Below are 26148 nucleotides of genomic sequence, written 5' to 3' on the forward strand. Positions count from 1 at the left end.
TTCCTACGCTGCAGCGTCTTCAACAATAGTCCGCAAGCCTGCCTGCAGATCGTCTGCGCTCATGCCGGGCCGTAGCGTTAGTGCACCAAAGCGGAACTGTTTACGGTATTTCGGATGAAACAGACGTCCCGGCATGACCGTCTTCTGGAACTCTGCCCCCAGAACCGGCACGTGCGGCGTGAGTAGATAGGCAGCGGTAACGATGCCTTCCATCTGGCCGTTCTGCACTTCCTGAACCAGCGCATCCCGATAGGTGTGGATCGAATTTAGCGCCTCATTCAAGCCGTCGTTGATGCGGTACTTCGCATCAAGCACGATCACCCGCCGCGTAGTGCTGCCGGTCTTCTTTTCCGCAAACACGATATCAGGAACCATCGTACGACTGAAACTGCCTTCACCCTCCGGTTCAACCCAGTATTCCCGGTATTGCCGCTGAAAGCAGAGCAGCTTGTCTGTCCCCACCGGCACAATGACGGAGCCTGCTGCAATCGTCACCCCACCCGCTGCGTTGGCAATGAACAGATTACCAAGCTCCGCTTCGGCCGGGTTGTACTCCTGCACAGCAGCGCGCAGCAGCCGCAGAAAGCACCACAACTCATAGAGCTCGTAGGTCCGGGCCAGTGGCATCTGCAGGAAATCACCAAACAACGCCGCCAGTCCAAGATTCATATCCTGCCAGAGCCGGTAGAAGCGGTGATAGACCGGATCATTACGAAACAGCGAAGACATCTGCAACGTCGCCGGGCTGTCACTGACCTCGGCCATGAAGCCTGTGTTGGTTGCGTCGTTGAACGCACGGGCGATACGTCGCGCGCGCTGCGCCCAGCCTCCGGTGGTGGTACGGACCTCCGGATCGTCTCCCTTGTCTGCCTTTGCAAGCAGCTCCGCGACACCAGACAACCAGGCAGCCCACGCTCTCAGGCAGCCTTTGATCTGCCGGTGCTCCGGAATATCCACACTGTTCTGGCGCTGCCGCAAGGTGATCTGCGCAGGCAGACGTCCCCCGAGCGCCGTCGGCAACCTGGAAGGCGTACTCATCTCGGTTCTTACCCGGCCAGTCCTGAACGATTTGATAATTTCAGGACCGGTCGCCCGCACGGCTCTGTGCAGAGGTACTGTGACTTCTGTGGCTCGCAGGAAATGACGCGGCGATCGGTTGATCGCGGAGACTGTCTGCATAATCTCATCCGCACGCGAACGCAGAAATTCCAGCCGTGCCAGCGGTGGCGGCCGGTTACCGGGTTGCCGGGCGATGCCTTTGCGAAATGCGCTGAGTGAAAACAGGGCGAAGGTATCTTCGAGCACCTCCCGTACCATGGTGTCGAAGTCGGCCCGCGTCAGTTTGCGCAGGTCCGGATCGGTGGTGATCTCAAAGCGGCGTATCCCGGTACCCGGAATACGCAGTACCGCTTCAGAAACACCTGCGTGAAAGCCGGGCGTCCAACGCCAGCGCGCTACCCGGGGCTGGCGCGACCGCAACGCCTCCACCGGAATATCATCAATAGACAGGTCCGCATCAAGGGCACCATCGCAGTCGCGCAGTTCAAACAGATAAGAAACGGCTTCGCGCACTTCCCCGGCCGGGATTTCATCCTGCACCGGCCAGACCTGCCAGGCAGATCCGCCATTTTCGCGCAGGATATATAGTGCGGTCACGCATTTACCTCATTGCCTGAAAAGACCCGAATTCGTCCAGATCATTGAGGAGTCCGCGGATGAAGGCTTGCGCGCGTGGCAGGCCTTCGCAACTCTGGTCCAGACTGTTAAGTAAAGATCGCTGGCGTTCCGAGCCACGCAGTTTGACCAGCACCTTCTGCACCAGCAGCTGATCGGTCACTTCATCAGGCGCATTTCTGAGATGCTGTGCATCAAAGGCGTGATAACGCACAAACTCCTCAATCAGACGGTAGCCGAACCCAAGACCATGCTGCTGCATAAACCCGTGAACCTCAGTCAGCTTCGGCTCGGACACGGCACGGGCAGCAGCCAGCTCTGGATAACGCGCTTCCAGCGAACCCAGGAAACCGGGTATATCCACCGTGGACATCTCAATCACCGACGCCCGGTCCAGCACTTTATCGCTGACCGGATTGGTCGTTTCATCGATGTTAATCGTGCCGATAATAAAAAGATTGTGCGGTAACCGGATCTCTGCTCGGACGCTGGTGCCAGTTGTGCCTTCCAGCGGAACGCTGTTGGAATGCAGTTGCAGCGCCCCTCTGGACTCGATGGCAGATAGCACATCCGAGAGGTAGTATTCCACCCGTGCCAGATTCATTTCATCCAACACCACAAAGACGGGCGAGCTCCTGTGCGCTGTCGCCACCAGCACCGCTTCCAGAAATGTCGGCACAACATATCGGTTAGTCAATACGTCGTAATAGCCTGTCAGGCTGGACGGATCCGTCCATTCAGGACGCACCGGACACTCAAAAATCAACGGATCAGCGTCAGTGTCGGAAGTCAGGCCATGTACTGCCCGGGCATACTTCAGCGCCAGCTGTGTCTTGCCTGTTCCTGACAGGCCCGAAAGAATCACGAAATGCTTGTGATCCAGAAAGTTCAGCGCAGCGTGAAACCGACGCACTTCTCCATTGGGGTAGTGGCCACCCAGCGCACTGACGGCCGCCTCAATCTGCTCGACCGGAATCATCGCAGGCATGCGGCACATGTCAGGGCTCAGCGTCGCCGTATCAGTCCAGACCGGCAGTTCGTGGATTTTCTCACGACCCACAAGCGTACCGAGCCAGCCAATGAACTCACGGGCGAGCAGACTGCGCCTGGCTGATGCGGTGGGGGGATGCAATGCGACTACGATTTCATCCGGCTCAGTACTCGGACCGAAAGGTGTCAGATCAAAGGCAAGACTATCCCAGAACTTAGCATTCCGTAACCACAACCGCCCGTCCTGCGCCAGATAGATCGGCACCAGATTATTCCGGGCGCTGTATCTGATGGTGGCTCCTGGAGTCTCGGAAGAGTCGTCATCACCACCGGACGCTTCCAGGGAAAATGCAGACGCGTCGGCACCATCGCTTCTTGTTGCCGCCCCCAGACGTTTCATATCAGCAAGACGCTGCAGAAAGTTCGCCTTGTCATTGCGTACCAATACCGCAAAATAGACCTCATCCTCGGGCGGGAAGCGTAGCACGCAACCAAAGATCATCGCCTCAATGTCGCCCCTCACATTGTCCAGGTTCACCACGCCAAGCTGGATACCGCCTTCAACAATCTTCGCGCTATTGGACACTCCGAACAACTCACGGGGCCGGACGACCCTCGACGTTCCGAAATGCCGCTGTGCCGCCTCAAGAAACTGCCGCTGCCGTTCGACAAGGCTCATCGGCCGCCTCCTTTTCAGTCACTGCCACTTTAAGCGTCTGCATCATATGCACAGCAAGCGCCTTAGCCAGCAAGGGTGGCACAGCATTACCAATCTGCTTGAAGGCAGGATTCATGGTGCCGCTGAAGCGGAAACCATCCGGAAATGATTGCAGGCGTGCCGCTTCACGCACCGATATCGTGCGCGCCTGTTTGCTGTCGTAATGAATATGGCTGTAGCCATCTTTACCCAGGTGCGCCATTAGTGTCCGTGCCGGCTGGTCACGCCACATTTTGCGCCACTTATTCGGAAATTTGCTTGCGTCATAGGGAGGCACAATAGACGCCCAGAGCGCCTTGTACTTTGCAGAGCCCTCAGGAATCTTTTCTCCCTGTGCTCTGGCCGAGGCCAGCTTCTCTTCAAACATGGCTACAGCGTGTACATACGCCTGAGGATACTGGTCGCCAGGATTCATCCGCGCAAACAGTTCATAGTCCCGGGGAAGATACCGGATCACATGGTCGGTTATTCCGTCTGCAGGTGCCTCATGGCCCGGCCAGTTACGCATCAGTTCTGCATAAGCAGAGGTTTTTCTGCGACCGTAACTGACTGGCGTATCAAAACGGCGTGCACCCCGCGCAATCTTGCCCGCCGCGAGCAGCTCCCGGGCATTGATAGCCGGCAGGTCCCCTAAAGCATCTTCAGCCGTCACCGCCTTCGGAAGATCCTCGCTGGCAGCAGGAGGAGCGATATAGGAGTGTGCCTCGCATTCAAGACTGCGCAATGTTTTCAGCGCGACCGACCGGGAGCCCTCGTAGCCAGGAGGCAGTACAAGCCAGTTCGTCGGTGAGGGAAATGACACGTCAGTGGCCAGCTCGTTGCGGTAGGCGATGAGGAACATCCTCTCCCTCATCTGCGGTACGCCGTAGAAAGCCGCGTTCAGCAGCGTATAGCCACAGCGATAGCCCTTACCCTCCAGAACTTCGCAGGTTTCCTCTGCAACGTTATGACCACCATGGTTCAGGATATCCGGCACATTCTCCATGAGCACAGCCAGCGGCTGGAAAGCGTCGACATACTCAAGGTATTTTTTGTAGAGCTGAGCCCGCGGATCATGGATGAAAGCTTCCGGATGCTCCTCAATTTCACGCAGCTTTGACCGGCCCACTCGGGCAAAAGCCTGACAAGGCGGACCACCGACGACCACATCAAACGCCTCTGCCACGCTTCCCAGACCAAGCTGCTCGCATAACTCGGCAGGCGTCGTCTTCGTAATGTCGATCGCCTGACTGTGCGACTCAGCACCATTATGGAAATTGAGGCCATGAGACCTCGCTGCTTCGGGGTCGAACTCGACCGCGCCGCCTATCTCAAAGCCGGCAGCTTCAAAGCCCAGGGAGATGCCGCCACAACCAGCAAACAGGTCCAACACCCGGGGTTTGGCCCCAGCCCTCAGGCGCGCCAGCTTACGAAAAATGACGTCATTACTCATCTAAGTCAGATCCTTCTCGGGAAGACAGGCGCAAGGGAAGCTCAAGCTGCCCCTGATGCTCATCCAGAAATCGCTGCACCGCCGTACGGATAATCCAGGCGGCGGATACATGGTTTGCATCAGCAAGTGCCTGGACGCGCAGGTGCGCCCCTTCCGGGAGCATCACAGAGGTTCTTACAGTTTTCCGGTCAGGAGTGATCGGACTTCTGGCCATATCTCGTCCATCAGTTGGAGGGAAATGGTGTCATTATGCACCACTATGCATACCACTGCACCATCGTTGTGGTAACCTGCAGGCAACGCAAAAAGTAACCAAAAGAAAGAAGGAACCTGCATGCCCCGCAAACTGGCATTGAAACGTCTGACCGCATCAGATCTGACATTTTTCAAGTGGCATTTTCAGTATCAGCCAGCGGGAAACCAGAAAGCATTCAATCTGGACGCCCGGATTCTGACTGGAGCAATGTATCCGGAACTGGGCAGGCCATCTACATTACGAAATCCCATCTATCTTCTCACCCTTCACCTTTTCGGGCCTGGCCTTGTACAGCCATACACGCTGGCGCGGAAGATTCTGAAACAGCAGAAGAACTGGCGTCTGAATGGCGAGCAGATTGATAACCCTGACGACGACCCGGAACGTTACAACATACTCTCTCCGGGAGACTTCGCATTGTTCGAGTTCTCGGGCAATGACAAACCGGAAGCAGTGAAAATCAACTTCGTGGCGAGCGGTGTTGCCGCAGATACGGCGATACACCGGGAGCTTGCCCGCAGATACCCCTCAGGCTCTATGTGGCTACTGCAGGAAACCATCATTGCAGACGTTCTGGCGGCAGCGGCACCTCCGGCCGGGCATCCACTTAATGGTTGGATTGAGAGCGACGCCCTCGAGGATGCAGCGTTGGGCGGCGCCACCGGTACCGCAGCCATCAACAGGCGCTCGGGAGGCCGTGGCATCACCCCCGAAGATTTCATCCGTTCCCGGCAAGCCGCAGAGCAGACTGGCGTTACAGGAGAGAACCTGCTGAATACCTATCTGGACTATGAACGTTCTCAAGGCCGGATCAGCGAATTCGAATGGACCGCCAGTATCAATGCCGTTGCTCCATTTGACTTCCAGGTGAGTCCAACTCCTGGTGAAACCCGTGCCATTGACGCGAAAAGTACCAGCGGAGCATTTACCAATCCGCTGCACCTTTCGCTCGGAGAGGTACAGCGGGCCGTTCACGGCCCCGAACCCTACGACATCTATCGTCTGTACGAGGTGACAGATGACACCGCAAAAATGCGGATTGCACGCGACATCGGTCCACAGCTACGAGACATCCTGGACCAACTGAGCGCTCTTCCCTCGGGTGTCACGGCGGACGGCATTTCCGTCAGGCCTAGTGTCCTGAACTTTGATACAGAGGAGCTTTTTCTCGCAAGCTCATATGAGGAGGATGCTGTCCAACGCCAGCACATATGAGCCCATCCCAACCTTACCATTATATGACGACACCGTTACCTCCAGCCACGGTCAATAATGCCAATCGCGTGCACCCGTCAGCTGAACCCTTTTAAGAGAAAGACTCCAAACACTGTAGTTGCAAGGAGGCACAGAACATGAACTTGGAACGGCGGAGTCCTTATGAAAAGTCCACCATTACTTTTTCGTATCTATTTGTTAGACTTCGTATGCTAGCCAACGAGTTAACCCATGGACGACTTATCTAGGGCGGCCCCATTAGGGCAAGTTATTTATCTCAAGGGCGATCGCGTATGGAGACCTTTCACAACCCTGACCGCTTCATGTCAGACCTTCGTCAGGTGCTCTCACAAGGACGAAAACGGGTAGGATTGCTTGTAGGTGCCGGTGCACCATTAGCGGTACGAGTCAATGATGAAGGGAATTTGGACCCAAACGGAAAGCCACTTATCCCGGGCGTAAATGAACTGACAGAGTTAGCAACTGCCAACCTGACAGACACTCACTCACCGGCCATGAACGCCATCAAACAGGAACTTGGCGCAGAAGCGAATATTGAATCGATACTCTCGCGGATCCGTTTGCTGCATCAGGCATTAGGCGGAGTTCAAGTTCATGGACTCGATAGCGATGGATTTAAGGGCCTTGCTGAAACTATCTGCGCTCAAATAGGTGCTGTAGTTGGTGCCGCTTTACCAACACAACGCAATGCATATTCCGAGTTAGTTGCATGGATAGGTGGCGCGATCAGAACACACTCCGTAGAAGTGTTCACCACCAACTATGACCTCCTGTTTGAAGAAGCATTTGAACGCGCAAGACTCCCTTATTTTGATGGATTCTCAGGTGGTAATGCTCCATTTTTTGACCCAGTATCTGTGGCTAGCGATGATCTACCTCCTCGTTGGGCAAAACTATGGAAACTTCACGGCTCCATTGGGTGGGGAATTGAAGAGGGTACCGTGGTCAGAGGCAAAGGAAAAAAAGCAACGGAGCTTGTTTATCCGGACCATTTAAAGTACGACCTCACACAAAAACAACCCTACTCCGCACTATTCGAGCGGTTGAAGAATTTTTTGCTAACTCCCGATTCGCTCCTACTGGCGATCGGGTTTTCGTTCCGCGATGCTCATATATGTGCCGTATTGGACGAGAGCCTGGCAATGAATGCCAACAGCGCGGTTCTCGCCTTCCAATATCAAAGCCTCGAAAATGAAGGGCCAGCCGTCAAGCTTGCAGACGCACGCCCTAACTTGAGCGTTTATGCGTCCGATGGAGCAGTGATCGGTGGCGTACATGGCAAGTGGGTACCCGGCGAACTACCAAAGAATTGGGGTAGTATCCGGAGAAGCTTTTGGGCACCAAGGTGGCCGGACCAGCCCGCCGTATTCCTCTTAGGCGATTTCATGGCATTTGCCCGTTTCTGTGCCTTGGCTCAGGCCACTGATCTTGCAAGTTCAGTGCTGCCTACCAACAACCCAAATGACATTGAGGAAATAACAGAGCCGTCAGATCCCACTATCGCTTCTAACCAAAACGATACCGGGGACATATGACTGGAAATGACCCTACGTTTCTAGGCGTCGTGAGCGCTGTCGCTGGTGCCACCCTCACTATCAAACTGGCTGAATCCTTAGATTCTGGTCTCGCCGTCATAAATGGACATACTTACCGGGTCGGGCAGGTGGGAAGTTTCATTCGAATTCCTCAAGGCTATCAAGATCTATTCGGAATTGTTTCTGAGGTCGGAGCGACAGCGGCGCCGGATACCGCCGCTGCTGAGGGCGTAGACTCAGGCCGCTGGATGAAGGTACAACTCGCTGGCGAGGCGATAGGTGGAGTATTTGAACGAGGGTTGAGCCAACACCCCAATATCAATGACTCCGTACATCTGGTGACCGAGTCGGACTTACGTCGCATATATGGCTCTGGTGGTGACGACCAAGTGGTAATTGGAAGTCTTGCAAGTGCTGAGAACGTTACCGTTCGGCTATCCTTAGATGCACTAGTAACACGTCACTCCGCCATACTTGGCTCAACAGGATCGGGAAAATCCACTACTGTCGCCAGCCTTCTTCGCTCCATCATTCGGAAAGGGAAACCAACTGGATCGCCAGCCGCACGAATTCTTATGCTAGATATTCATGGCGAGTATACCGATGCACTTGGAGATTTAGCTCGGGTCTATAGTGCTACACCGTCGCCAGGAGAAAGCCCGTTATTCGTACCTTTCTGGGCCTTACAAGCGAAAGAGCTATTAGAGTTCGCAGTGGGTGGGCTTTCCGATGCTCACGAGCTCGCCTTTGCAGATAAAATTCTGGAATTAAAGGCGAATAGCCTAGCAGCGCATCCACTTCCTGGCTTAGATCCAAAATCTTTGACAGTGGATAGTCCCGTTCCTTTCAATTTGAAGCGTCTTTGGTACGAATTGATCGATTTCGAGACAGCCACGTTTACGGGGGCCCAGCGAGATGTGCCAGCACTCGAACACGAAGGAGATGCCAACGCCCTCACCCCTCCAAAATACACACCGCATGCAATGGGCTCGGCCGGACCATTCATGAACAATGCAGCAAAAGGAATACGACGACCATTAAACCTGCTTCGTTCACGATTATTAGATCGGCGCTACGATTTTGCCCTTCATCCTGGTCCATGGGAGCCTGAATTGGATGGAAAAATCCAATTAGACTTGGATAGTCTGCTGCAGGGATGGTTGGGTCATGATCGCCAAATCACAATTCTAGATCTTTCAGGTGTTCCCAGTACAGTCCTTACCAGGCTGATTGGCGCTATCCTGAGAGTAGTCTACGAGGCTTTATTCTGGAGCCGGGAGAAATCAGAGGGAGGTGTGCAACGCCCCCTAATGATCGTCATGGAAGAAGCTCATCGATATCTCGGACCAGATGCTGGCACGGATGCAATAGAAATGGTCAAACGCATCGCCAAAGAAGGACGCAAGTATGGCGTAGGAGCCATGATTGTCTCTCAGCGTCCAGCAGAGGTCGATGAAACGGTGCTTTCACAATGCGGAACAGTTATCGCATTGCGCCTTTCCAATCCTGTAGATCGCAACCGTGTTAAAGGAACCCTCCCAGATAATTTAGCTGGACTAATGGACTTATTGCCGGTACTGCGGACGGGAGAGGCCATTATTACAGGCGAAGCGGCCAGATTACCTGTCCGTTGTCGGATAACGTTACCTGGTGAGCAGCATCTCCCACAGAGTTCAGATCCACAAGTAACTCAGGCGTGGGCGACGCGAAGAAAATCTGAAGGTTATGACAGGGTCGTGACCTCATGGAGAAGTCAGAGTACCACTGCCGTGGTTAACAATCTGTCCATTAAACGCTCGCCAGTAACGGACACTGACACATAAGGGGAAAACATGATGCGAGAATCCGTAGCCTCATCGAACATAGCCTCCATAGGATATGACGACGCTTCTGAAACTTTAGAAATTGAGTTCCATAACGGTACTATTTATCAGTTCTACAACGTCTCCCAAGGAGTATATGAGCAACTCATTAGCGCCCCTTCAAAAGGACAATTCTTTAGCGCCTACATCCGACCTGCATTTCCTTATTCCAGGGTGGGATGACAACGGACAATAGTCGTGCAAGATTTACATCGAACGACGCCCCAAGTATTAGCATTGACACGCACGGGGTTGGTTTGCACTTCGAACGTCTCTTCCATGCAACGATTACATTGATAGTCCCCCACTGTGTACCCTTAAAATCAAGAAAACCCTGAAACCCTCATAAACACTGGCTTTACGGCCCTCATGTGATTCCGGCCCCGGCACCAACCACTAGAGAAAGCCGTTCCTGCGATTGCGGGAACGGCTTTTCTTCTTTTGCTTCATTAACCCTGACGCTTAAGGTAAACATTAGATTTAGCCCCCTTCTAGAGGCCACATTCGTCAGTCCTCAGGCCTATCTTTTTCCTTAATTGCTGAGGCCTGCGATGAAGAAGACGGAGCTATTACTCGATGAGGGTAGAACCCAGGGCGCCCAACTCCAACTACACCAGTAAACTCAATTGGCCCCAGAATTTCAGCCGTATCGGCTGAAATGCGCTCGTTTTCTAAGACGACAATCTGACCAAGACCAGAAAACTCAGCCAGCCAGCTATAAAACTTCTCAGTAACGGTTGTCACCGCAACATCGTGCTGCTCATTTGAGTCTGGGTCGGCGTAAGCTTTCAGCGGTGAATCAATCACGACGACACCAAGATGCGGATGCCCTTCTCTCAGCGCATGCTCCATAAGGGCAATAACAAGTGCAGAAAGATATAGTGCGCGACGTCCAGCACCGAAACTGAGGCGAGCTCGGTCGTTAACGACCAAGTCACACTCTTTTGCGTCAAGTGCGATGTTTTCTATGTCCGTAAAGCCCCAGAGTTCTAGATAACCCCGAGCAGCGTCTGCCACTGCCCTTCCTGAGACTCCGCCTTCACGGACCACTTGAGTCTTCGGACGAAGCTTCAGCTTTTTCAATCGCTCAATTTCTGCATGAAGACGCTCGATTTCGTCGAATATTAAAATTTGGGCCGAGAGCTCACTTCGACGGATCGCAAGTTGCTTGGGATCTGCTGAGAACTCTATGCGTGCGCTTTGCACTACTAACGCCTCTTGATTCTGGAGCACAGAAAGCTGCTCACTGTACTGATCCACCGATTCCTGCCAAGAGCTCAGACGCCGCCGCTCGCCTTCCAGGGCAACCAAAAGCCCAGCTCGAAGAGCTCGAATCTTTTCCGCCTCAGCATTAATAGCAGCCCGGTAAAGTCCCGCACTCTCAGGTCGCAAGATTTGACCTTCCGCCTGTACATCAGTTGGCGTCCTGCAAAGCGGGCACGGTATGGATGGAAGCTCCTCGAAGAACGCAACTCCTTCGTTAGCTGCGCCAAGCCGATCCAGATCATTCGAGTATTTCTGCTGTAGAAGTTCGAATCGGCCAATCATCGATTTCGCATGATTCCTGGCATTTGTAGCTCTAGAAAGTCCGTCTGAAGCATCAGCAATCTCACATCGCAATTTCCGCAACTGAGCTGCTCTTTGGTCATACTGAGCCGACATCGCCATCAATACTTCATCAACCTTATCAAGAGCATCGGAGACGTCATTTCGCTCAATGTCATTCGGGATCCCAGCCTGCACGCGCTTAAGCGCGTCCTCTGCCGACGACAGCTGACCCTTTATTCGCTCCACCTCTGACGGCTTCTTTCGAAGCACTACTGCAGCGTCGTCTACACCAGTAAGGAACAAACTGAACGAAGCTGTCCTCTTGGGCGCCGCAAAGCCGTTACCACTAGTCGGTTCCTCGCTCAGCATGGCTGTTTGTGACCACAAAGACCAATGTCTGACATCATCTCCAGTCACAGGGCCTCTCTCGCTCAATGACCGAATAATTTGCTTCCCGGTGGCACCGCTAAGCTCCACCAATAGCTCACCAAGATCTTTCTCAACAGGTTCAAAGGCTTGGTCTTGTACTCTTCCAACTGCCCGGCCGTATACCGTCGACTGGCCGCCGATTAAGGCGCGACGCACCTCATACTCAAAGCTGTCGCTCTCAAACCGCAGTTGTAGTTCTTGATATCCTTCTGCAAGTGGAAACTTCTTTGGGAGCTTTTCCCCACCAAGCAGGTACCACAGGCAATCCCGAATATATGATTTCCCCGTGTCGCTGGGGCCTCGGATGAGCGACCTCTTTACGTCAAATTCGATAACTGCATCTTCTCGATCCGACCCAACGGACTTTAGTCGCTTTAGGACAATTGCCACGAAACCTCCACACTAGTTGCCGTAGTCTCTAGTTCTGCGCCCCAAAGGTGGCCGTTTTCTGCAAACTTTCCAGCCAGATCTGCGGAACTGGCGCTTCCAAAATTATCTGCAACCCAGTCACATCGGGCTTCTAGTTTTCTCAAATAATCTGAAGTCAACGCAGACACCATGAACCTAGACGCTTCTCCTGCATGGTACGTGATGCCATCTTTATCCCAAGATGCGGTTACCAGACCGCGAGTACTCATCAGATAAAGCCCTTGTTCGATAAGCTCTCTTCGACTCAGAAGCTCTGCTCCCCGAAATGGAATTGGGGTATGCAAACTGCTCGGGCCTTTCAGGTCGGCAGAATATACGACGGCATAGTCCAAAAGAACGAGCTTCTGCAAGTCTGCACCATGCGGAGCCAAAGACCTAAGCAAATAAACCATTCGAATCCCCAACTCAAATGGTGAGTTGAACACGGGTAATGTACGCCTTTTATTGCGTTTCACTTTACCCATTTCAGCTTCCCTTCATTAGCCAGATGATGACAAGTTCCAGGCAAATCTCCCGCTCGCAACCTTGGCGCCAAAACACTATCGTTAATTTTGAGACTTGTCGCCATATAAATACCAGCACCCAAGCGTTCTTCTCCGGTCTTGTGTTTGAGACTATTAACGCTTGAACGGACCCCAATAAGCACCATTTCGAGCAAAGTGTTGAACTCATCTTCACCATAGAGGTCTCGACTAAACATCTTCAGCCCCTCTGCACAGTAGAAAAGTGCCCTATGTCCCTGCAAGTGTTCGTTATAACTCTGCTCTTGGAGCACTTGCTGAAGAGTTATCGGCCGTCCAGCATGTTCCTCATAAAGTCGACGGAGTTCTTCAATGTATGCAAGCTCTACCATTGTCGGAATATCAGGAGCCGAAGGGTCATCACCACGCTCCGCCTCTATTCCGAACAGTTCGAAATGCTCTTTCCGATTAAGCTCATGCCACGCTAGTAAGTCGCGCAACTGGCATTCGATAATTTTTGAGAAATCGTACGCAGCAACGAGGTCTTGCACTGGTTTAGTAAGTTCATCACTGCGCCCCTGAAGCCCCGTCTTGCCTGCCATCCAATCCCTGAGAAAGCGGGCCTTGAACTCCACCGGCTTGCTAAGCAGATTATGCAAGTCATTACCAACACCTCGGGGCGCGCATAGAAGATAATTACGTGGCGGGGGATACGTACCAGCGACTAGTTGGAGGAAGAATTTAGCCAACTCCGGAAAGAATTCAGATGGGCTGAGACGAGTGCTGTAATGTTTTGCTTGGTAAAGATCCCACTGGCCCTCAGACAACGCTGTAACGAGTCGTGCTTCAATATCACGACCACCGTCACCGGCCCCTCCAAGTTGTTTCACAACAGAATACAAAGCACCATTAGGCGAAGTGCGCTGACGACACGCCTCCTCAATAAACTTCTCCCACTGATCCGGGGAAAAATGGAGAACTAGCGAGGATGGGGGCACCACCCCACGTTTCACCTCAAAACGGTTCTTCCTTGGCTTTCGTGAAGTGGTCGTTGACGTTGTCATATTATTTAGTTACTGCGTTCTCTACATCCCATTACAGATCTCATGCGCCCAAAGTATATGAAACCTATCCAAACACAAAGGCTCCCGTATAGCTTCGACTAACTATTTTCTACCGCTAAACGTGGTTCCTCACTTCTAATGCACAGAAAACCGTTTTCTCAACAAAGCTTGGGCGGTGATCACTCACGCACATCAACTCAAAGTTACTTTATTTTACTTTCTTAAAACCCCTGTCGCTAGCCATAAACCGCTCCAACATGTACGGAATCAACGTTAAAGCATCCACGTTTTCCCCATGTTCCTGGCTGTGAGCCGCCGCATACCGTTCTAAATCATCCAAAAGCGCCTGCGGCATCTGCACCGTCACCTTCACCTGCCGCACCTTAGGCAGCGGCCCTAATCTCAGTTTTGTCGCCATACCCTCACCTATTGATGAACAGCGGCCGATAGGGCCGCAGCGTGATGTCACGGTTCACGATCACCCGAACCGGCATTCCCTGCCGAATGGTGAGCGTGGGCTGGATGTTCATGTTGCGCCGAGTCATCTCCTGCCCGACCTGATTGATGCTGTCGTGCAGGCCGTCCCTGGTCGCCACGACCACTCTTCCTTCACCGCCTGACAGATCAGGCGCAGCCAGTTCTGCCGTCACACCAAGTAGGGTGGTCAGCGCCGCGCCCGCCAGGATTCGGTCCCAGTGCCAGTCCACATCGTCCTCCAGTCCGGCGAATCCGGCAGGATCTGCTGCCGCCAGGCTGTCGAGCGTTACTGATGAGGTATCCGGCAGCACGATGCGATCCCATACGGCCTGCACCCGGCTCTGCCCATAGGCGACCTGGCTGTTGTAGCGCCCCATCAAGCGCGAGCCCTGCGGGATGAGTACATGTTGTCCTGTCGCGCTGTCATAGACGGGCTCTGTGATGTTCGCGATGATCTCTCCAGGCAGATCAGACTTGATGCCCGTCACCAAGGCAGCTGATATAACGGTGCCAGCCATCAGGGTGTACGGCGCGCGTGGCGCTGTCAGCGCTTGCATAGCGGCATTGCTTTGCTGCCCCGACCGGGCAAACGCCTCTTTGTTGCTCTGGAGGTTCTGGGCAGGTACAGCATCCACTGCGCCCGCTGTACCAGCGGCATTTAGCGCCAAGTCCGGCACTTCCATGCCGGGAGCAGTTCCTGCAATAGCCTGACCCGGGGCGCTTTTATCCGTCGTCTTGTAGAACAACGGCGCCCGCGCCGCTTCCTCGGCTTCCTTCAACCTTGCCAACCGTTCTGTTTCTGCTGCATCCGGCCCGCCAGCTAGCCGTGCCTCAGTTTCACGCTCCGCACGCAGAATGGGACGCCCCAAGTCTCCGGGCAAGGGGTCGCCCAGTACTGGCACAGGCTCGACCGGCTCAGGCGTCAATCTGATCTGGCTGTAGTCACGCGGCAAGGTCTCCAGGCCTTCTGCCCTGGAAATCCGATCAACGTTGTAAAGCTCCTCCGTCTCACCTTGCCCACGTTTGACGGGCTGCAATGACCACATCAGTGCGCCCATCACCAGCAGCGTTCCGCCGCCAGCCAGTACTGCCAGCGTGCGACGGTTCAAGCGTGTGACGCGCTGCGGTTCGGCGCGCAGCCGCACGGACTCGGGAGAGACCTTGGGCTGCATGCTGTCCTGCTCGATCTGGTTCTCACTCATGGCGGCCCCCATCAGCGGGATTTCGCATCATTGCTACTGATACGCACGACCTGCTGACGCTCACCGCCCAAGCGCAGCTCCACCGCTCCAAATAGCCTGTCCACGATGTAGTACGGAGCCTGGTAGCGGTGATTCACCAGTTGCAGATCGCCTTCCGGCCCTACCAGGAACAGGGGCGGCAACTCGCCCTGAGCGATGCCGGCCGGGAACTGGATATAGACCTTACGTCCATCATCAAAGGCTCGCAATGGTCTCCAAGCAGGTTTATCGCCGGTGATGTCATAGCGGAACTGCAACTGATCGACAGACAGGCCTGCAGCCAGTGGCGTCACCTGCTGGGCCGCCTGCGCCTGGGCATTCAAGGCGTCGAGCCGATCCTGCGGATAGTCCCAGGAGACCGAGGCCATCCAGGCAGATTCTGTAGAGGTCAGTTCCAACAGGTAGATGCGCCGGTCGGTCGTGACCACCAGATTGGTCTTCAGGCCTGCACGAACAGGCTTGACCTGCAGGTTCGGACGCTGTGTCGCGCCGCTACCGCTCATCGAATCGCCCAGGATCCAGCGCACGGTATCGCCAGCAGACACATCAATCAAACGCTCGCCCGGCTGCAACTGGATAAGGGTTACCCGGCCAGGGCTGGCATAGACCTGATACAGCGCGCCTTCCGTGTACGGCCAGACCTGGATGGCGTTGATGAAACCATCGCGTGTCGGGGCCATCCTGGCTTCCTTGTTGGCCTGCGCCACACGCGCCGTGGGGCTGGCAGGCTCGGCCTTGGCAGGTTTGGCGTCGATTTCCTTCAACTGCCCGGGCAACGGCAGCGGCTCGGGCATGGCTACCACCTCGATGGGCGTGGGCGGCGCATCCAGCGCAAAGGCTTCCGCCACAGTCACCTCATCCAGGGAGATTTCCGGTGGCGGCGTGCCGCGCGAAGCGCAGCCAGCAAGGACGGCGCAAGCAATCAGCGTCAGGCTCAACGATTTCATGGGGTGTTTCCTCCTGTAGATTGGCTCGACGACAACTGACGGCTCCAACTGATGCCGTCCACGTAGATGCCCAAGGGGTTGGCGCGCAGCTTTGCCTCCGTATTAGGTGCTTGCAGCACCACGGTCAGAATCGCCGTCCACCGCTCTGAACCGGCCAGAGAGCCGTTCACATAGCGGCGCTCCATCCACTGCACCTGGAAGGAGCGTTCACTGGCGCGCACGATGCTCTCGATCTCCACCGTGGCCGTTTCCTTGCCCACCTTGGCAAAGGGGTCGTTGGCACGGGCGTGCTCGTTCAGGAATGCCGCGCCCCTGTCCGTGGTGTAGTCATAGGCAGCCAGCCAGTTGTCGCGCACAACGACAGGATCCAGGGAAATGGCTCGCACACGCTGCATGAAACCTGCCAGGTGATGAGCGATCTGGGCGTCAGTCGGCCGGTACGGGGCTTCAGCAGGCCCGACCGCCCGCACTTGCCCGAGCGTGTCCACTTCCACCACAAAGGGCGTGACCAGCGATTGAGAGGTTCGCCAGACATAAGCAGCCGACATGGCGATGGCCCAGGCAATGCAAGCAAAGGCCATCAATCGCCAGTTGCGCGTCTGGGCGTGCGAGCTGCCCAGACGGCCATCCCAGACCTGACCGGCTTTCTGATACGGCGTGATGGGCTCCGGTGTCTGGCTGTACTTCACGCTGGGTCGTCGAAACAACATGAGTGGTCTCCTTTAAGAATTCGAGTCGTCACGCAGGCTGGGACTGGGGCCCGATCCTCCGCCGCCGTCACCCGAGCGCACGGCATGCGCGGCCATCGTGGCGCCATGCGCTGCTCGCTGTCGTGACTGCGCCCGTTTGGCCCACGCCGGTTGAGCACCGGCGCTGACTGCCGCGCCACCAGCCGCAGCACCGGCGCGTGCGCCACCGGCAGCGCCCATAACAGCAGCCTTGGCGCGCTTTCCTACCGCACTCGCTCCTGATCGGGCCACCTCTTTCAAGCCAGCGGCGACGGCCTGCTTGCCGGACTTCCCGGAGAAGCTAGCCCCTTGCACATAGGCATTGCGTGCGCTCTTTGCCACGGATGCGCCGGCTCTTACGCCGCCCAGGCCAGCGCGTCCGGCAGCAAGGCCTGTTCGCGCCGCGAGACCTGCGCCGGCCACGCCGGCAGCAGCCACACCTGCCACACCCAGGGCGGTACCGGCAGCGGCTCCTGCGCCAAGCTGAGGCGCACCAGATACCAATCCCGTAGCGATACCCGGCCCGAAGATGCCCAAGCCCAACATGGCAAGAGATGCCAGCATCACGGCCACGGCCTGATCCATCGTGGGCTCGGCCCCAATGCCAGTACGGAAATCGTTGAACACGTGTGTGCTAATGCCCAGGATTACGGCGAGCACCAACACCTTGATGCCAGACGCCACCACATTGCCCAGTACTTTCTCAGCCAGGAACGCTGTCTTGTTCCACAGGGCAAATGGCACCAGCACAAAACCCGCCAGGGTCGTGAGCTTGAATTCCAGCAGCGTGATGAACAGTTGAATGGCAAGAATCAAAAAGCTGAACACCACGATGATCCATGCCAGGAACAGCACGACGATGACATCCAGATTCGCAAAGACCTTGGTAATGCCGGACAACTCCCCGATGCGTTTCAAGAGCGGCGCGCCGGTATCCACGCCAACCTGCGCCACGCGCCCAGGCTGCAAGAACTCAGTGATGGACAGTGACGAGCCAGAGGCAACCAGCCCAAGACCGGCAAAAGACTTGAACACGATGGCCGAGAGCGCATTGAAGTTGCCGATGATGAAAGCAAACGCCCCGACGTACAGCACCTTCTTGATGAGCTTGCCCATCACATCGTCCTGGTCGCCCGTCGCCCACAACAGGCCTGCCAGCGTCATGTCGATGACGACCAGCGTGGCGGTCAGAAACGCAACCTCACCGCCCAGCAGCCCAAAGCCGCTGTCGATGTAGCGTGAGAACACCTGCGTGAACTTGTCGATAATGGCCAGGTCGTTCATGGTCAGAGCCCGTCCACAGGTTGCGGGGTGTAGTTGGATTTGCCGTCGCCGTAAAAATGTTCGCGTACGGCCCTGGCCTCACGCTGCGCCTGTGCCACATCCTCAGGCATGACCTCCAAGGCATCCGCAGCACTTGTCTCTTGCGCCCGCTCCCCGCAGGCAGACAGGACAAAGCAGCAAGCCAGCGCAGCAGAAAATCGCATCCACATGACCCGCCTCCTTCAGTCGTAGAACCGAACTGGCTCAGGGGAGTACTGCCCCTTGCCATCGCCCAGGAAGCGGCGGCGAACCTCACGCGCCTGCGCTTCGTCCGCCACAGCCCTCGCCTTGTCGATGGCAATGGCGCGGTCCTGCGCGATCTGCAGTTGCTGCTGTTGAATCGCCTGCTTGGCCTGCAGGGCCAGCAGTTGGTTCGTCGCCTGCATGGCTTGCAGAGAGCCTGCTGCAGACTGGCTTTGCGCCACCAGATCGGCGAGCACGCCTTCGTCATCGCGCAGGTTCTGTACGGACTGGGCCTGCAGCTTGACCGTGGTGCGTATCGCCTCCAGTGACTGGTTCCAGCGCTCGCGAGCATCGACCACCATCTGATCGCTGGTCAGTGCAGCGCCCATTTCTTCCGGGTACAGACGCGAGAAATCCACCTCCAGCCGCGACACGTCGTAGGCCAGGCCTCGGGCCTCATCGATCAGGCGCGTGGTCGTGGCAATGGCTGAGCGCAAGCGGTTGACGCTGTCAAAATCCAGAGACGCCAGATTGTTGGCCTGGTTGATCAGCATCTGCGCTTCGTTTTCCAGTTGCTTGATCTGGTTGTTGATCTGCTCCAGTGCCCGCACAGCCGTCAGCAGGTTCTGGCTGTAGTTGGTCGGATCGAACACGGTCAGGGCGTGGGCGGGAATCGCCATCCAGAGGGCGGCGGCCAGCAGACAATGCATGGGCTTTTTCATGAGACATCCTCCGTCGGTGGGTTTTCCGTGAGGTGGGTGGCGGGCGCGCCGCTGTACTCGCTCAACATCTGCGCTGCCCAGTCCAGACCCTTGTGGCGCAGCCAGGCCGAGGCAAAGCCCTCAGGCCCACTGGCTGCCAGCACAGCATCCATATCTCGCTGGTCTTGCGGCGTAGATGCGCCGACAAACGCCAGCGTCACAGGGCCGAGCCCCAGATCAAAGACACGATTGCCCAGCCTCGACTGGTAGTAGTAGTCGCGCTTGGGCTGGGCCTGAGCGAGCAATTGGATCTGCCGGGCGTTGAGCCCAAATCCTTCATAGATCGTCCGAATCTGCGGCTCAGCCACCTGAGGATTCGGCAGGAAGATGCGGCTTGCGCAACTTTCGATGACGGCAGGCGCAATAGAGGATTCCTTGATGTCGGCCAGAGACTGGGTATCGAAGACGACCGAAACCTGCTTTTTCCTCAAGGTCTTGAGCCACTGCCGCAGCCGTGCCGAGAACAAGGGATGATCCAGAAACGTCCAGGCTTCGCTCAGGAACAGCATGGTCGGGGAGCCATCAAACCGCTCTTCCAGGCGCGCAAACAAATAATCCAGCACCGCCAGCACAGCTGCCTTGCTGTGCATCAGTTCTTCCATCTCGAAGCACTGCACATCGGCCATGCCCAGTCGGTCATGTTCGGCGTCGAGCAACTTGCCATGCGCGCCGCCAAGTACATACGGCGCGAGCGCCTGACGCAGCCGGTTCGACTGCAGGAGCGCACACAAACCTGTCATCGTGCGCTGCCCGACCGGGGCGCTGGCCAGACTTCCCAGCGCCGACCAGACGGCGGCTTTTTCCTCGGGGCCGACCGTCTCGCCTTCCATGACTAACCGCCCTTCGATCCACTCAGCGGCTTGGCTGCGGTAAGCAGGGTCGTCAATGCGAGCCAGCGGTTGAAAGGCAATCTCCCCTTCAGCGCTCAGGTCGTAGTGCTCTCCGCCCAGGCCCAGGATGGCAGCGCGCAGCGACCGGCCCACATCAAAGGCGAAGATGCGTGAGCCGGCATAGCGCCGGAACTGCAACGCCAAGGTCGCGACCAGCACCGACTTGCCCATGCCGGTCGGTCCGACAATCATCGTGTGCCCAACGTCGCCAATGTGCGTCACGAGTCGGAAAGGCGTTGCGCCATCGGTGCGCGTAACAATGAGCGGCGGCCCGTCCAGGTGATGGTTTTTCTCCTGTCCGGCCCAGACCGCCGAGACGGGCATCATGTGTGCCAAGTTCAGCGTGGAGACCAGGTACTGACGGACATTGGCGTAGCAATGCCCCGGCAAGGACGACAGCCAGGCATCGACCGCGTTCAAAGTCTCGGGCATGGTCACAAAGCCACGCCCCTGAATGGCACGCTCAACCAGTCGCCGTTTTTCATCGGCCAGGCTGGGATCGGGATCCATAACGACGATTGTGCTCGTCAGATAGCCATAGGCCACATCGTCCGAGCCCAGTTCCTGCAAGGCCGCATCGGCATCCATCGCCTTGTTGTCGGCATCAGTATCGACCAGCGGGCTTTCCTGCTGGGACAGAGTCTCGCGCAGCAACGCCACCACGCTCTTGCGCTTGGCAAACCACTGACGTCGCAGGCGCGTCAGTTCCGACTGGGCTTGCGCCTTGTCCAGACAGATAAAGCGCGTCATCCAGCGATACGCAAAGCCCAGCCGGTTTAAGTCATCCAGAATGCCGGGCCAGGTCGAGGCCGGAAACCCGCGCACCGACACCACTCGCAGGTGCTGATCACACAGCATCGGCGCAAGACCCCCGACCAGCGGGCAGTCCGGCAGCAAGCTGTCCAGGTAGAACGGCACTTCGGGCACGGCAACGGGATGACGACGCGTGGAAATCGCGCTGTGCAGGTAGGTCAGCAATTCGGCACTGTCCAGCCAGACGATTTCAGGCACGACGCCTTCCAATAGGCCATAGAACCGCTGGGTTTCCGACACGAATCCGGCCAGCCGTTCCCGCCAGTCCACGCCTTTGCTGTCCTGGTTCTCGTACAGCAGCTTGGCAGCGCGTGCGCGAGACTCTTCCGGCGACAGCCAGACCACCGTCAGGTAGTAGGCGCTCTCGAAGTGCGAACCCACGTCCTCGAAGGCTGCGCGCCGCTCCTCGTCCACCAGCCAGGACAGCCCTTCCGGGAAGTTCGATTCCGGGTAGGCTCTGGCCGGACCGCGCTCGGCTTCCACGAACAACGCCCAGCCTGAGCCCAGGCGTTTAAGCGCATTGTTCAGTCGGGCAGTGACTGCCACCAGTTCGGAGTCCGTGGCGCTGTCCAGATCCGGCCCACGAAACCGCGCCGTGCGCGCAAATGAACCATCCTTATTTAACACCACGCCCTCGGCAACCAGCCCCGCCCAGGGCAGCCAATCGGCCAACAGTGCCGGACGCTTGCGGTATTCGGTCAGATTCATCATGGCCGCATCCTCAACCATCCAGCAGCGCGGGATGCTTCACATGACGCGCGAACACCTGCATGAATTGCACATCCATGCGCGCGCCCCAGACAGCCAGCATGTGGCCGACGAACCAGCAAGCCACGCCTGCCAGCCAAAGCTGCAGGCCCAGGCCGATGGCGGCGGCCAGCGTGCCGTTGGCAATTGCCACCGTGCGCGGTGCGCCGCCCAGCAGGATCGGTTCGGTCAACGCCCGATGCAGCGGCGCTTCAAAGCCGTCAGGCAGGCTGCTCATACCAGCGCCCCGCCCGAGAAGCTGAAGAAGGACAGAAAGAAGCTGGACGCCGCAAAGGCAATGGACAGACCAAAGACGATCTGAATCAGCCGCCGAAAGCCTCCGCTCGTATCGCCAAAGGCCAGCGTGAGACCTGTCACGATGATGATGATTACCGCCACGATGCGGGCCACCGGCCCTTGCACGGACTCCAGAATGGATTGCAGCGGCGCTTCCCAGGGCATCTTGGAACCTGCCGCTTGCAAGCCGCCGGCCGCAGCCAGCATCAGCAGCACGCCCAGACGACGGGCATAGTCACGGGTTTGAACGGTAAAAGAACGGACGGGTTTCATGCGATATCTCCCAGGGTGCAGTGTTGTGGTTCAAGCAGGTAGCGGTCGCCTTGGACGCCGGTGACGCGCACGATCTCGCGCACGCGACGAGCCGTTCCGCGCCCGGCGAGGAACACAATGACGTTGACGGTCTCGGCGATCAGCGCCCGAGGCGGCACCGCTGACACTTCAAGGGTCAGTTGCTCCAGCCGCATCAACGCGCCATAAGCGGAGTTGGCATGCAGCGTGGCGATGCCCCCCGGGTGACCGGTGCCCCAGGCCTTGAGCAAATCCAAGGCTTCGGCGCCTCGGACTTCGCCGACGATGATGCGATCAGGCCGTTGGCGCAGTGTGGAGCGCACCAGATCCGCCATCGAGGCCGAACCCGGCTTGGTGCGCAGTTGCACGTGGTCTTCGTTGACGCACTGCAGCTCTACCGTGTCCTCAAGAATCAGCACCCGATCGCCGCTGCGCCCGATCTCTGCCAGCAACGCATTGGTCAGGGTGGTCTTGCCGGAACTCGTGCCGCCAGCTACCAGGATGTTCAGGCGCTCGGCCACGGCCTGGCGCAAGAACTCGGCTTGTTCATCGGCCAGAATGCCGTCGCGCACGTAATCGTCCAAGGTGAACACGCCTGCCGCATGCTTGCGGATGCAGAATGCGGGGGCATAGACGATGGGCGGCAGCACGCCCTCGAATCGCTCGCCATTGCCCGGCAGTTCCGCTGACAGGATGGGCAGGCCGCGATGGACTTCCTGCTGCACGCTGGCCGCCACCAGCCGGATGATGCGTTCGGCATCCTGGCTGGAGAGCATCACATCCGTGCAGACCCGGCCATTGCCCAGGCGGTCCAGCCACAGCCGTCCATCGGGATTGAGCATGATTTCCACGACCTCCGGGTCAGCCAGCGCCGCCGTGATCGCCGGGCCGAAGGCGGTATGCAGCATTCTCAGGTTGCGCTGCTGAGATTCATCGTCTGGCGACTGCCATGCCTGCCTGCTCATGTCTCATCTCCTTGCTCGCTTGCGGGTGAAACCTGCGCCATCGCTTCGTTATCCTCGGCCTGCGTCGCCACGGGGGCTTGAGCGGAATCCCCGCGGAAGAGCCCGGATTGCTCGGGATAGATTTCTTCATGCACCTCACGCACCAGGCTGCGCCCGCGCTGCAGGTGACGGGCCAACTGGTCAATGAACTGGGCGTAGCGGAGCTTCCCTTGAGCGCGTGCCGCCTCCTGATGCTCGGCTGGCACCGTCGGCGAGACAGTGAGCGAGTACCGGACGAACAGGGCCAGGGTCTCGATGAGGATGTTCTGGTCGCGCTCCAACTTGTCGAACTGACGAGACAACCGGTCCAGGCGACGAGCAAAAGCCGCTTCGCGCTGGTCGGCGGCGTCCGGCGACAGAAACGAGGCCAACGCAGCCGCGACAATGGACGATTTCGATACGCCGCGATGCGCCGACAGATCCTCCAGGCGCCGGGCGTGATCGGGCTGAATAAAAAGATTCAGGCGGTATTTACGTCCCAGGCTCATAGCGGTATTCCATCGTCTGGATCAAGGGCAGCTAGCCGCGCCGCCCGCTGAAGGCGGCGGTCTGGCGTCATGGGCAGCGGCATGTCATCCATGTCGGCCAGCAACCCGAAGTCGTCGCTCTCTTCGGCCAGCGCCACCTCAGACTCCAAGTTCAGTTCGGGCTTGACCTGCAGACCGCCGTCATCGACCGACTCAGCCACAGACGTGGCTATCGCATCCTCAGTCTCACGCACGCGAAGATGGCTCCAGTCATCGGGCCGTGGCGCAGGCCGGTCCAGATACGCCCCTTCACCCAGCACGGGCGGCGGCAGCACCCGGCTGGTGAAATTGCGGTCTTCGTAGTAGCGCAGCTTGTTGGCGCGGATGGGCGGCTGGCCGGACACCATGACGATCTGCTCGTCAGGCGGCAGTTGCATGATTTCTCCGGGAGTACGCAGCGGTCTTGCTGTCTCCTGGCGCGACACCATCAGGTGTCCCAGCCACGGCGCGAGCCGGTGTCCGGCATAGTTGCGCTGGGCGCGTAGTTCTGTGGCCGTACCCAGGGAATCAGAAATGCGCTTGGCCGTGCGCTCGTCATTGGTCGCAAACGTCACACGCACATGGCAGTTATCCAGAATGGAGTTGTTCGGCCCGTAGGCCTTGTCCACCTGGTTCAAAGACTGTGCGATCAGGAAGGCGCGCAGGTCATAGCCCGCCATAAAAGCCAGCGCCGACTCGAAGAAATCCAGTCGGCCCAAGGCCGGGAATTCGTCGAGCATCAGCAGCAGTTTGTGCTTGCGCTCAATGCCATCCGAGCCATCCATCGACTCGGTCAGGCGGCGTCCGATTTGGTTGAGGATCAGGCGGATCAGCGGCTTGGTGCGGCTAATGTCCGAAGGCGGCACGACCAGATACAGGGAGACGGAGTTGTCGGCGGCAATCAGGTCGGCAATACGCCAATCGCACCGTGAAGTCACTTCGGCTACTGTCGGGTCGCGGTACAGGCCCAGGAACGACATGGCGGTGGAAAGCACGCCGGAGCGTTCGTTCTCGGACTTGTTCAGCACTTCACGCGCAGCAGAAGCCACCACCGGATGCGGCCCATCGTCCAGGTGCCGAGTGTGCATCATGCGATGCAAGGTCAGCTCAAACGGACACTCGGGGTCCGACAGGAAGTTGGCGACGCCGCGCAGCGTCTTGTCTTCGCCAGCGTAGAGCACGTGCAGAATGGCTCCGACCAGCAGCGCGTGCGAGGTCTTCTCCCAGTGATTGCGCCGCTCCAACGCCCCTTCGGGATCCACCAGGATGTCGGCAATGTTCTGCACATCCCGGACTTCGTGCGTACCCAGGCGCACCTCCATCAGCGGGTTGTAGTGCGCCGATAGTGGATTCGTCGGGTCAAACAGCAAGCAATGAGAAAAGCGTGCACGCCATCCGGCCGTCAGCTTCCAGATCTCGCCCTTGATGTCGTGAACTACGCAAGAGCCCAACCAAGACAGCATGGTCGGCACCACCAGCCCCACGCCCTTGCCGGATCGGGTCGGTGCGAACGCCATGACGTGCTCTGCTCCTTCATGGCGCAGGTAGTGATAGTGCTTTTTGTCTTTGATGCGCCCAAGGAACACGCCTTCCTGGCGCAACATGCCGCTTTTACGGACTTCCTCGAAGCTGGACCAACGCGCCGAGCCATAGGTCGAGACTCGCTTGGCAAGTCTGGCGCGATGCACTGACATGCCGACGGCCACGCCGGCTGACAATATGCCGCCCATTGAGGCAATCGCACCGCCCCGGGAGAAGACGTCCGGAGCGTAGGCTTCATATGAGAACCACCAGGGAAACAGTTGCCAGGGGTAATAAACAGGAACGTCGGCAATATGGCCTACGGGTTCGCCCAAACGGGGCGAGTAGCCCAAGGCTGCGGCCGTGTACTGGGTTCCGGCCCACAAGCACGCGAAGGCAACAGCGCAGACTGCAATAATCTGCCCGAACAGCACGCCTGTTTGTGCCGATGCCTTCTCCGCCATGTCGTCTCTCCGCTGACAATCGTGTGGTCAACAGGCACGCAAGCGCGTGCTGTATTCACACGTGATCAGTCTCGTTCAGAGGCGCTGAATCAAAAACCCGCTCGGGCGTAGTCCAGCGCAGGTAATGACAAATGTCTCGACAGGCGTCGGCAAGACGCGGCCCGTGCGCGCAACCATGCGCACAGAGCAAGTATTGGTAGGAAAGTGACCGTCAACTCGGTCAGGCGCAAAGCAGCCCGTTCAGGATGCTGCAGGCAAAGTCATGCGCAGGTTGCACCCATCATGATGACCGTTCAAAGAAGGGTCAAATAACGGGCAAGT

23 protein-coding genes are annotated in these 26148 nt (G+C 57.4%); 4 read left to right on the plus strand and 19 right to left on the minus strand.

What is annotated here, in order from left to right; all coding sequences use genetic code 11:
* Positions 1–3: 3 nt before the first annotated feature.
* From ACSBPU_RS18730 to ACSBPU_RS18740, 3 genes are read right to left on the minus strand one after another with little or no spacing between them, the layout of a single operon-like run.
* Positions 4–1656, minus strand: a complete 1653-nt coding sequence (locus ACSBPU_RS18730) for a DUF2357 domain-containing protein (protein ID WP_442593311.1) — start codon at positions 1654–1656, stop codon at positions 4–6.
* A 4-nt stretch (positions 1657–1660) separates the two neighbouring features.
* Positions 1661–3343, minus strand: a complete 1683-nt coding sequence (locus ACSBPU_RS18735; protein WP_442593312.1) for an McrB family protein — start codon at positions 3341–3343, stop codon at positions 1661–1663.
* Positions 3309–4814 (minus strand): DNA cytosine methyltransferase, encoded by a 1506-nt coding sequence (locus ACSBPU_RS18740; protein ID WP_442593313.1) that lies wholly within the window; start codon positions 4812–4814, stop codon positions 3309–3311. The genes ACSBPU_RS18735 and ACSBPU_RS18740 overlap by 35 nt, the downstream gene beginning before the upstream one ends.
* Positions 4815–5148: 334 nt before the next feature.
* Between ACSBPU_RS18740 and ACSBPU_RS18745 the strand changes: the two genes are divergently transcribed.
* The 4 genes from ACSBPU_RS18745 to ACSBPU_RS18760 all read left to right on the plus strand — a co-directional run bounded on the left by ACSBPU_RS18745 (position 5149) and on the right by ACSBPU_RS18760 (position 9886).
* Positions 5149–6285: a protein NO VEIN domain-containing protein gene (locus ACSBPU_RS18745; protein ID WP_442593314.1), complete on the plus strand. Its 1137-nt coding sequence runs from the start codon at positions 5149–5151 to the stop codon at positions 6283–6285.
* A gap of 293 nt (positions 6286–6578) precedes the next feature.
* Positions 6579–7841: an SIR2 family NAD-dependent protein deacylase gene (locus ACSBPU_RS18750; RefSeq protein WP_442593315.1), complete on the plus strand. Its 1263-nt coding sequence runs from the start codon at positions 6579–6581 to the stop codon at positions 7839–7841.
* 29 nt (positions 7842–7870) lie between these two features.
* Positions 7871–9664 carry an ATP-binding protein gene (locus tag ACSBPU_RS18755; RefSeq protein WP_442593316.1) on the plus strand — a complete coding sequence of 598 codons (1794 nt, stop codon included), beginning with the start codon at positions 7871–7873 and terminating at the stop codon, positions 9662–9664.
* 12 nt (positions 9665–9676) lie between these two features.
* Positions 9677–9886: a KTSC domain-containing protein gene (locus ACSBPU_RS18760; protein WP_442598421.1), complete on the plus strand. Its 210-nt coding sequence runs from the start codon at positions 9677–9679 to the stop codon at positions 9884–9886.
* A gap of 324 nt (positions 9887–10210) precedes the next feature.
* On the opposite strand, the gene ACSBPU_RS18765 is transcribed toward ACSBPU_RS18760, so the two are convergent.
* The 16 genes from ACSBPU_RS18765 to ACSBPU_RS18840 all read right to left on the minus strand — a co-directional run bounded on the left by ACSBPU_RS18765 (position 10211) and on the right by ACSBPU_RS18840 (position 25827).
* A complete protein-coding gene (locus tag ACSBPU_RS18765; RefSeq protein WP_442593317.1) occupies positions 10211–12070 on the minus strand; it encodes a hypothetical protein in 1860 nt (619 codons plus the stop codon).
* On the minus strand, positions 12055–12573 hold the full coding sequence (locus ACSBPU_RS18770) for an ABC-three component system middle component 2 (RefSeq protein WP_442593318.1): 519 nt from the start codon (positions 12571–12573) through the stop codon (positions 12055–12057). Before ACSBPU_RS18770 ends, ACSBPU_RS18765 begins: the two co-directional genes overlap by 16 nt.
* Positions 12561–13634 carry an ABC-three component system protein gene (locus ACSBPU_RS18775; RefSeq protein ID WP_442593319.1) on the minus strand — a complete coding sequence of 358 codons (1074 nt, stop codon included), beginning with the start codon at positions 13632–13634 and terminating at the stop codon, positions 12561–12563. Before ACSBPU_RS18775 ends, ACSBPU_RS18770 begins: the two co-directional genes overlap by 13 nt.
* Positions 13635–13842: 208 nt before the next feature.
* Complete coding sequence (locus ACSBPU_RS18780; protein ID WP_442593320.1) at positions 13843–14052, minus strand: DUF2274 domain-containing protein; 210 nt, start codon at positions 14050–14052, stop codon at positions 13843–13845.
* A gap of 4 nt (positions 14053–14056) precedes the next feature.
* Entirely contained in the window at positions 14057–15313 is a 1257-nt protein-coding gene (locus ACSBPU_RS18785) for a TrbI/VirB10 family protein (protein ID WP_442593321.1), read from the minus strand.
* Between the two features lie 11 nt (positions 15314–15324).
* Complete coding sequence (gene trbG, locus ACSBPU_RS18790; protein ID WP_442593322.1) at positions 15325–16299, minus strand: P-type conjugative transfer protein TrbG; 975 nt, start codon at positions 16297–16299, stop codon at positions 15325–15327.
* Complete coding sequence (gene trbF, locus ACSBPU_RS18795) at positions 16296–17009, minus strand: conjugal transfer protein TrbF (protein WP_414597676.1); 714 nt, start codon at positions 17007–17009, stop codon at positions 16296–16298. The genes trbG and trbF overlap by 4 nt, the downstream gene beginning before the upstream one ends.
* 12 nt (positions 17010–17021) lie before the next feature.
* Positions 17022–18311: a P-type conjugative transfer protein TrbL gene (gene trbL, locus ACSBPU_RS18800; protein WP_442593323.1), complete on the minus strand. Its 1290-nt coding sequence runs from the start codon at positions 18309–18311 to the stop codon at positions 17022–17024.
* Positions 18312–18313: 2 nt separating this feature from the next.
* The gene (locus ACSBPU_RS18805) at positions 18314–18520 is read right to left on the minus strand and encodes a hypothetical protein (RefSeq protein ID WP_442593324.1); all 207 of its coding nucleotides are present in this window, start codon (positions 18518–18520) and stop codon (positions 18314–18316) included.
* Positions 18521–18532: 12 nt separating this feature from the next.
* Positions 18533–19255: a P-type conjugative transfer protein TrbJ gene (gene trbJ / locus ACSBPU_RS18810; RefSeq protein WP_442593325.1), complete on the minus strand. Its 723-nt coding sequence runs from the start codon at positions 19253–19255 to the stop codon at positions 18533–18535.
* Complete coding sequence (trbE, locus tag ACSBPU_RS18815) at positions 19252–21708, minus strand: conjugal transfer protein TrbE (protein WP_442593326.1); 2457 nt, start codon at positions 21706–21708, stop codon at positions 19252–19254. The genes trbJ and trbE overlap by 4 nt, the downstream gene beginning before the upstream one ends.
* 10 nt (positions 21709–21718) lie before the next feature.
* On the minus strand, positions 21719–21982 hold the full coding sequence (locus tag ACSBPU_RS18820; protein ID WP_442593327.1) for a VirB3 family type IV secretion system protein: 264 nt from the start codon (positions 21980–21982) through the stop codon (positions 21719–21721).
* A complete protein-coding gene (locus tag ACSBPU_RS18825; protein ID WP_414597682.1) occupies positions 21979–22314 on the minus strand; it encodes a TrbC/VirB2 family protein in 336 nt (111 codons plus the stop codon). The genes ACSBPU_RS18820 and ACSBPU_RS18825 overlap by 4 nt, the downstream gene beginning before the upstream one ends.
* Entirely contained in the window at positions 22311–23297 is a 987-nt protein-coding gene (gene trbB / locus ACSBPU_RS18830; protein WP_442593328.1) for a P-type conjugative transfer ATPase TrbB, read from the minus strand. Before trbB ends, ACSBPU_RS18825 begins: the two co-directional genes overlap by 4 nt.
* Positions 23294–23824 (minus strand): CopG family transcriptional regulator, encoded by a 531-nt coding sequence (locus ACSBPU_RS18835; RefSeq protein WP_442593329.1) that lies wholly within the window; start codon positions 23822–23824, stop codon positions 23294–23296. The genes trbB and ACSBPU_RS18835 overlap by 4 nt, the downstream gene beginning before the upstream one ends.
* Positions 23821–25827 (minus strand): conjugal transfer protein TraG, encoded by a 2007-nt coding sequence (locus ACSBPU_RS18840; RefSeq protein WP_442593330.1) that lies wholly within the window; start codon positions 25825–25827, stop codon positions 23821–23823. Before ACSBPU_RS18840 ends, ACSBPU_RS18835 begins: the two co-directional genes overlap by 4 nt.
* Positions 25828–26148: the final 321 nt, after the last annotated feature.

This window comes from Parapusillimonas sp. JC17, assembly GCF_052180245.1.
Lineage (GTDB): Bacteria > Pseudomonadota > Gammaproteobacteria > Burkholderiales > Burkholderiaceae_B > Parapusillimonas.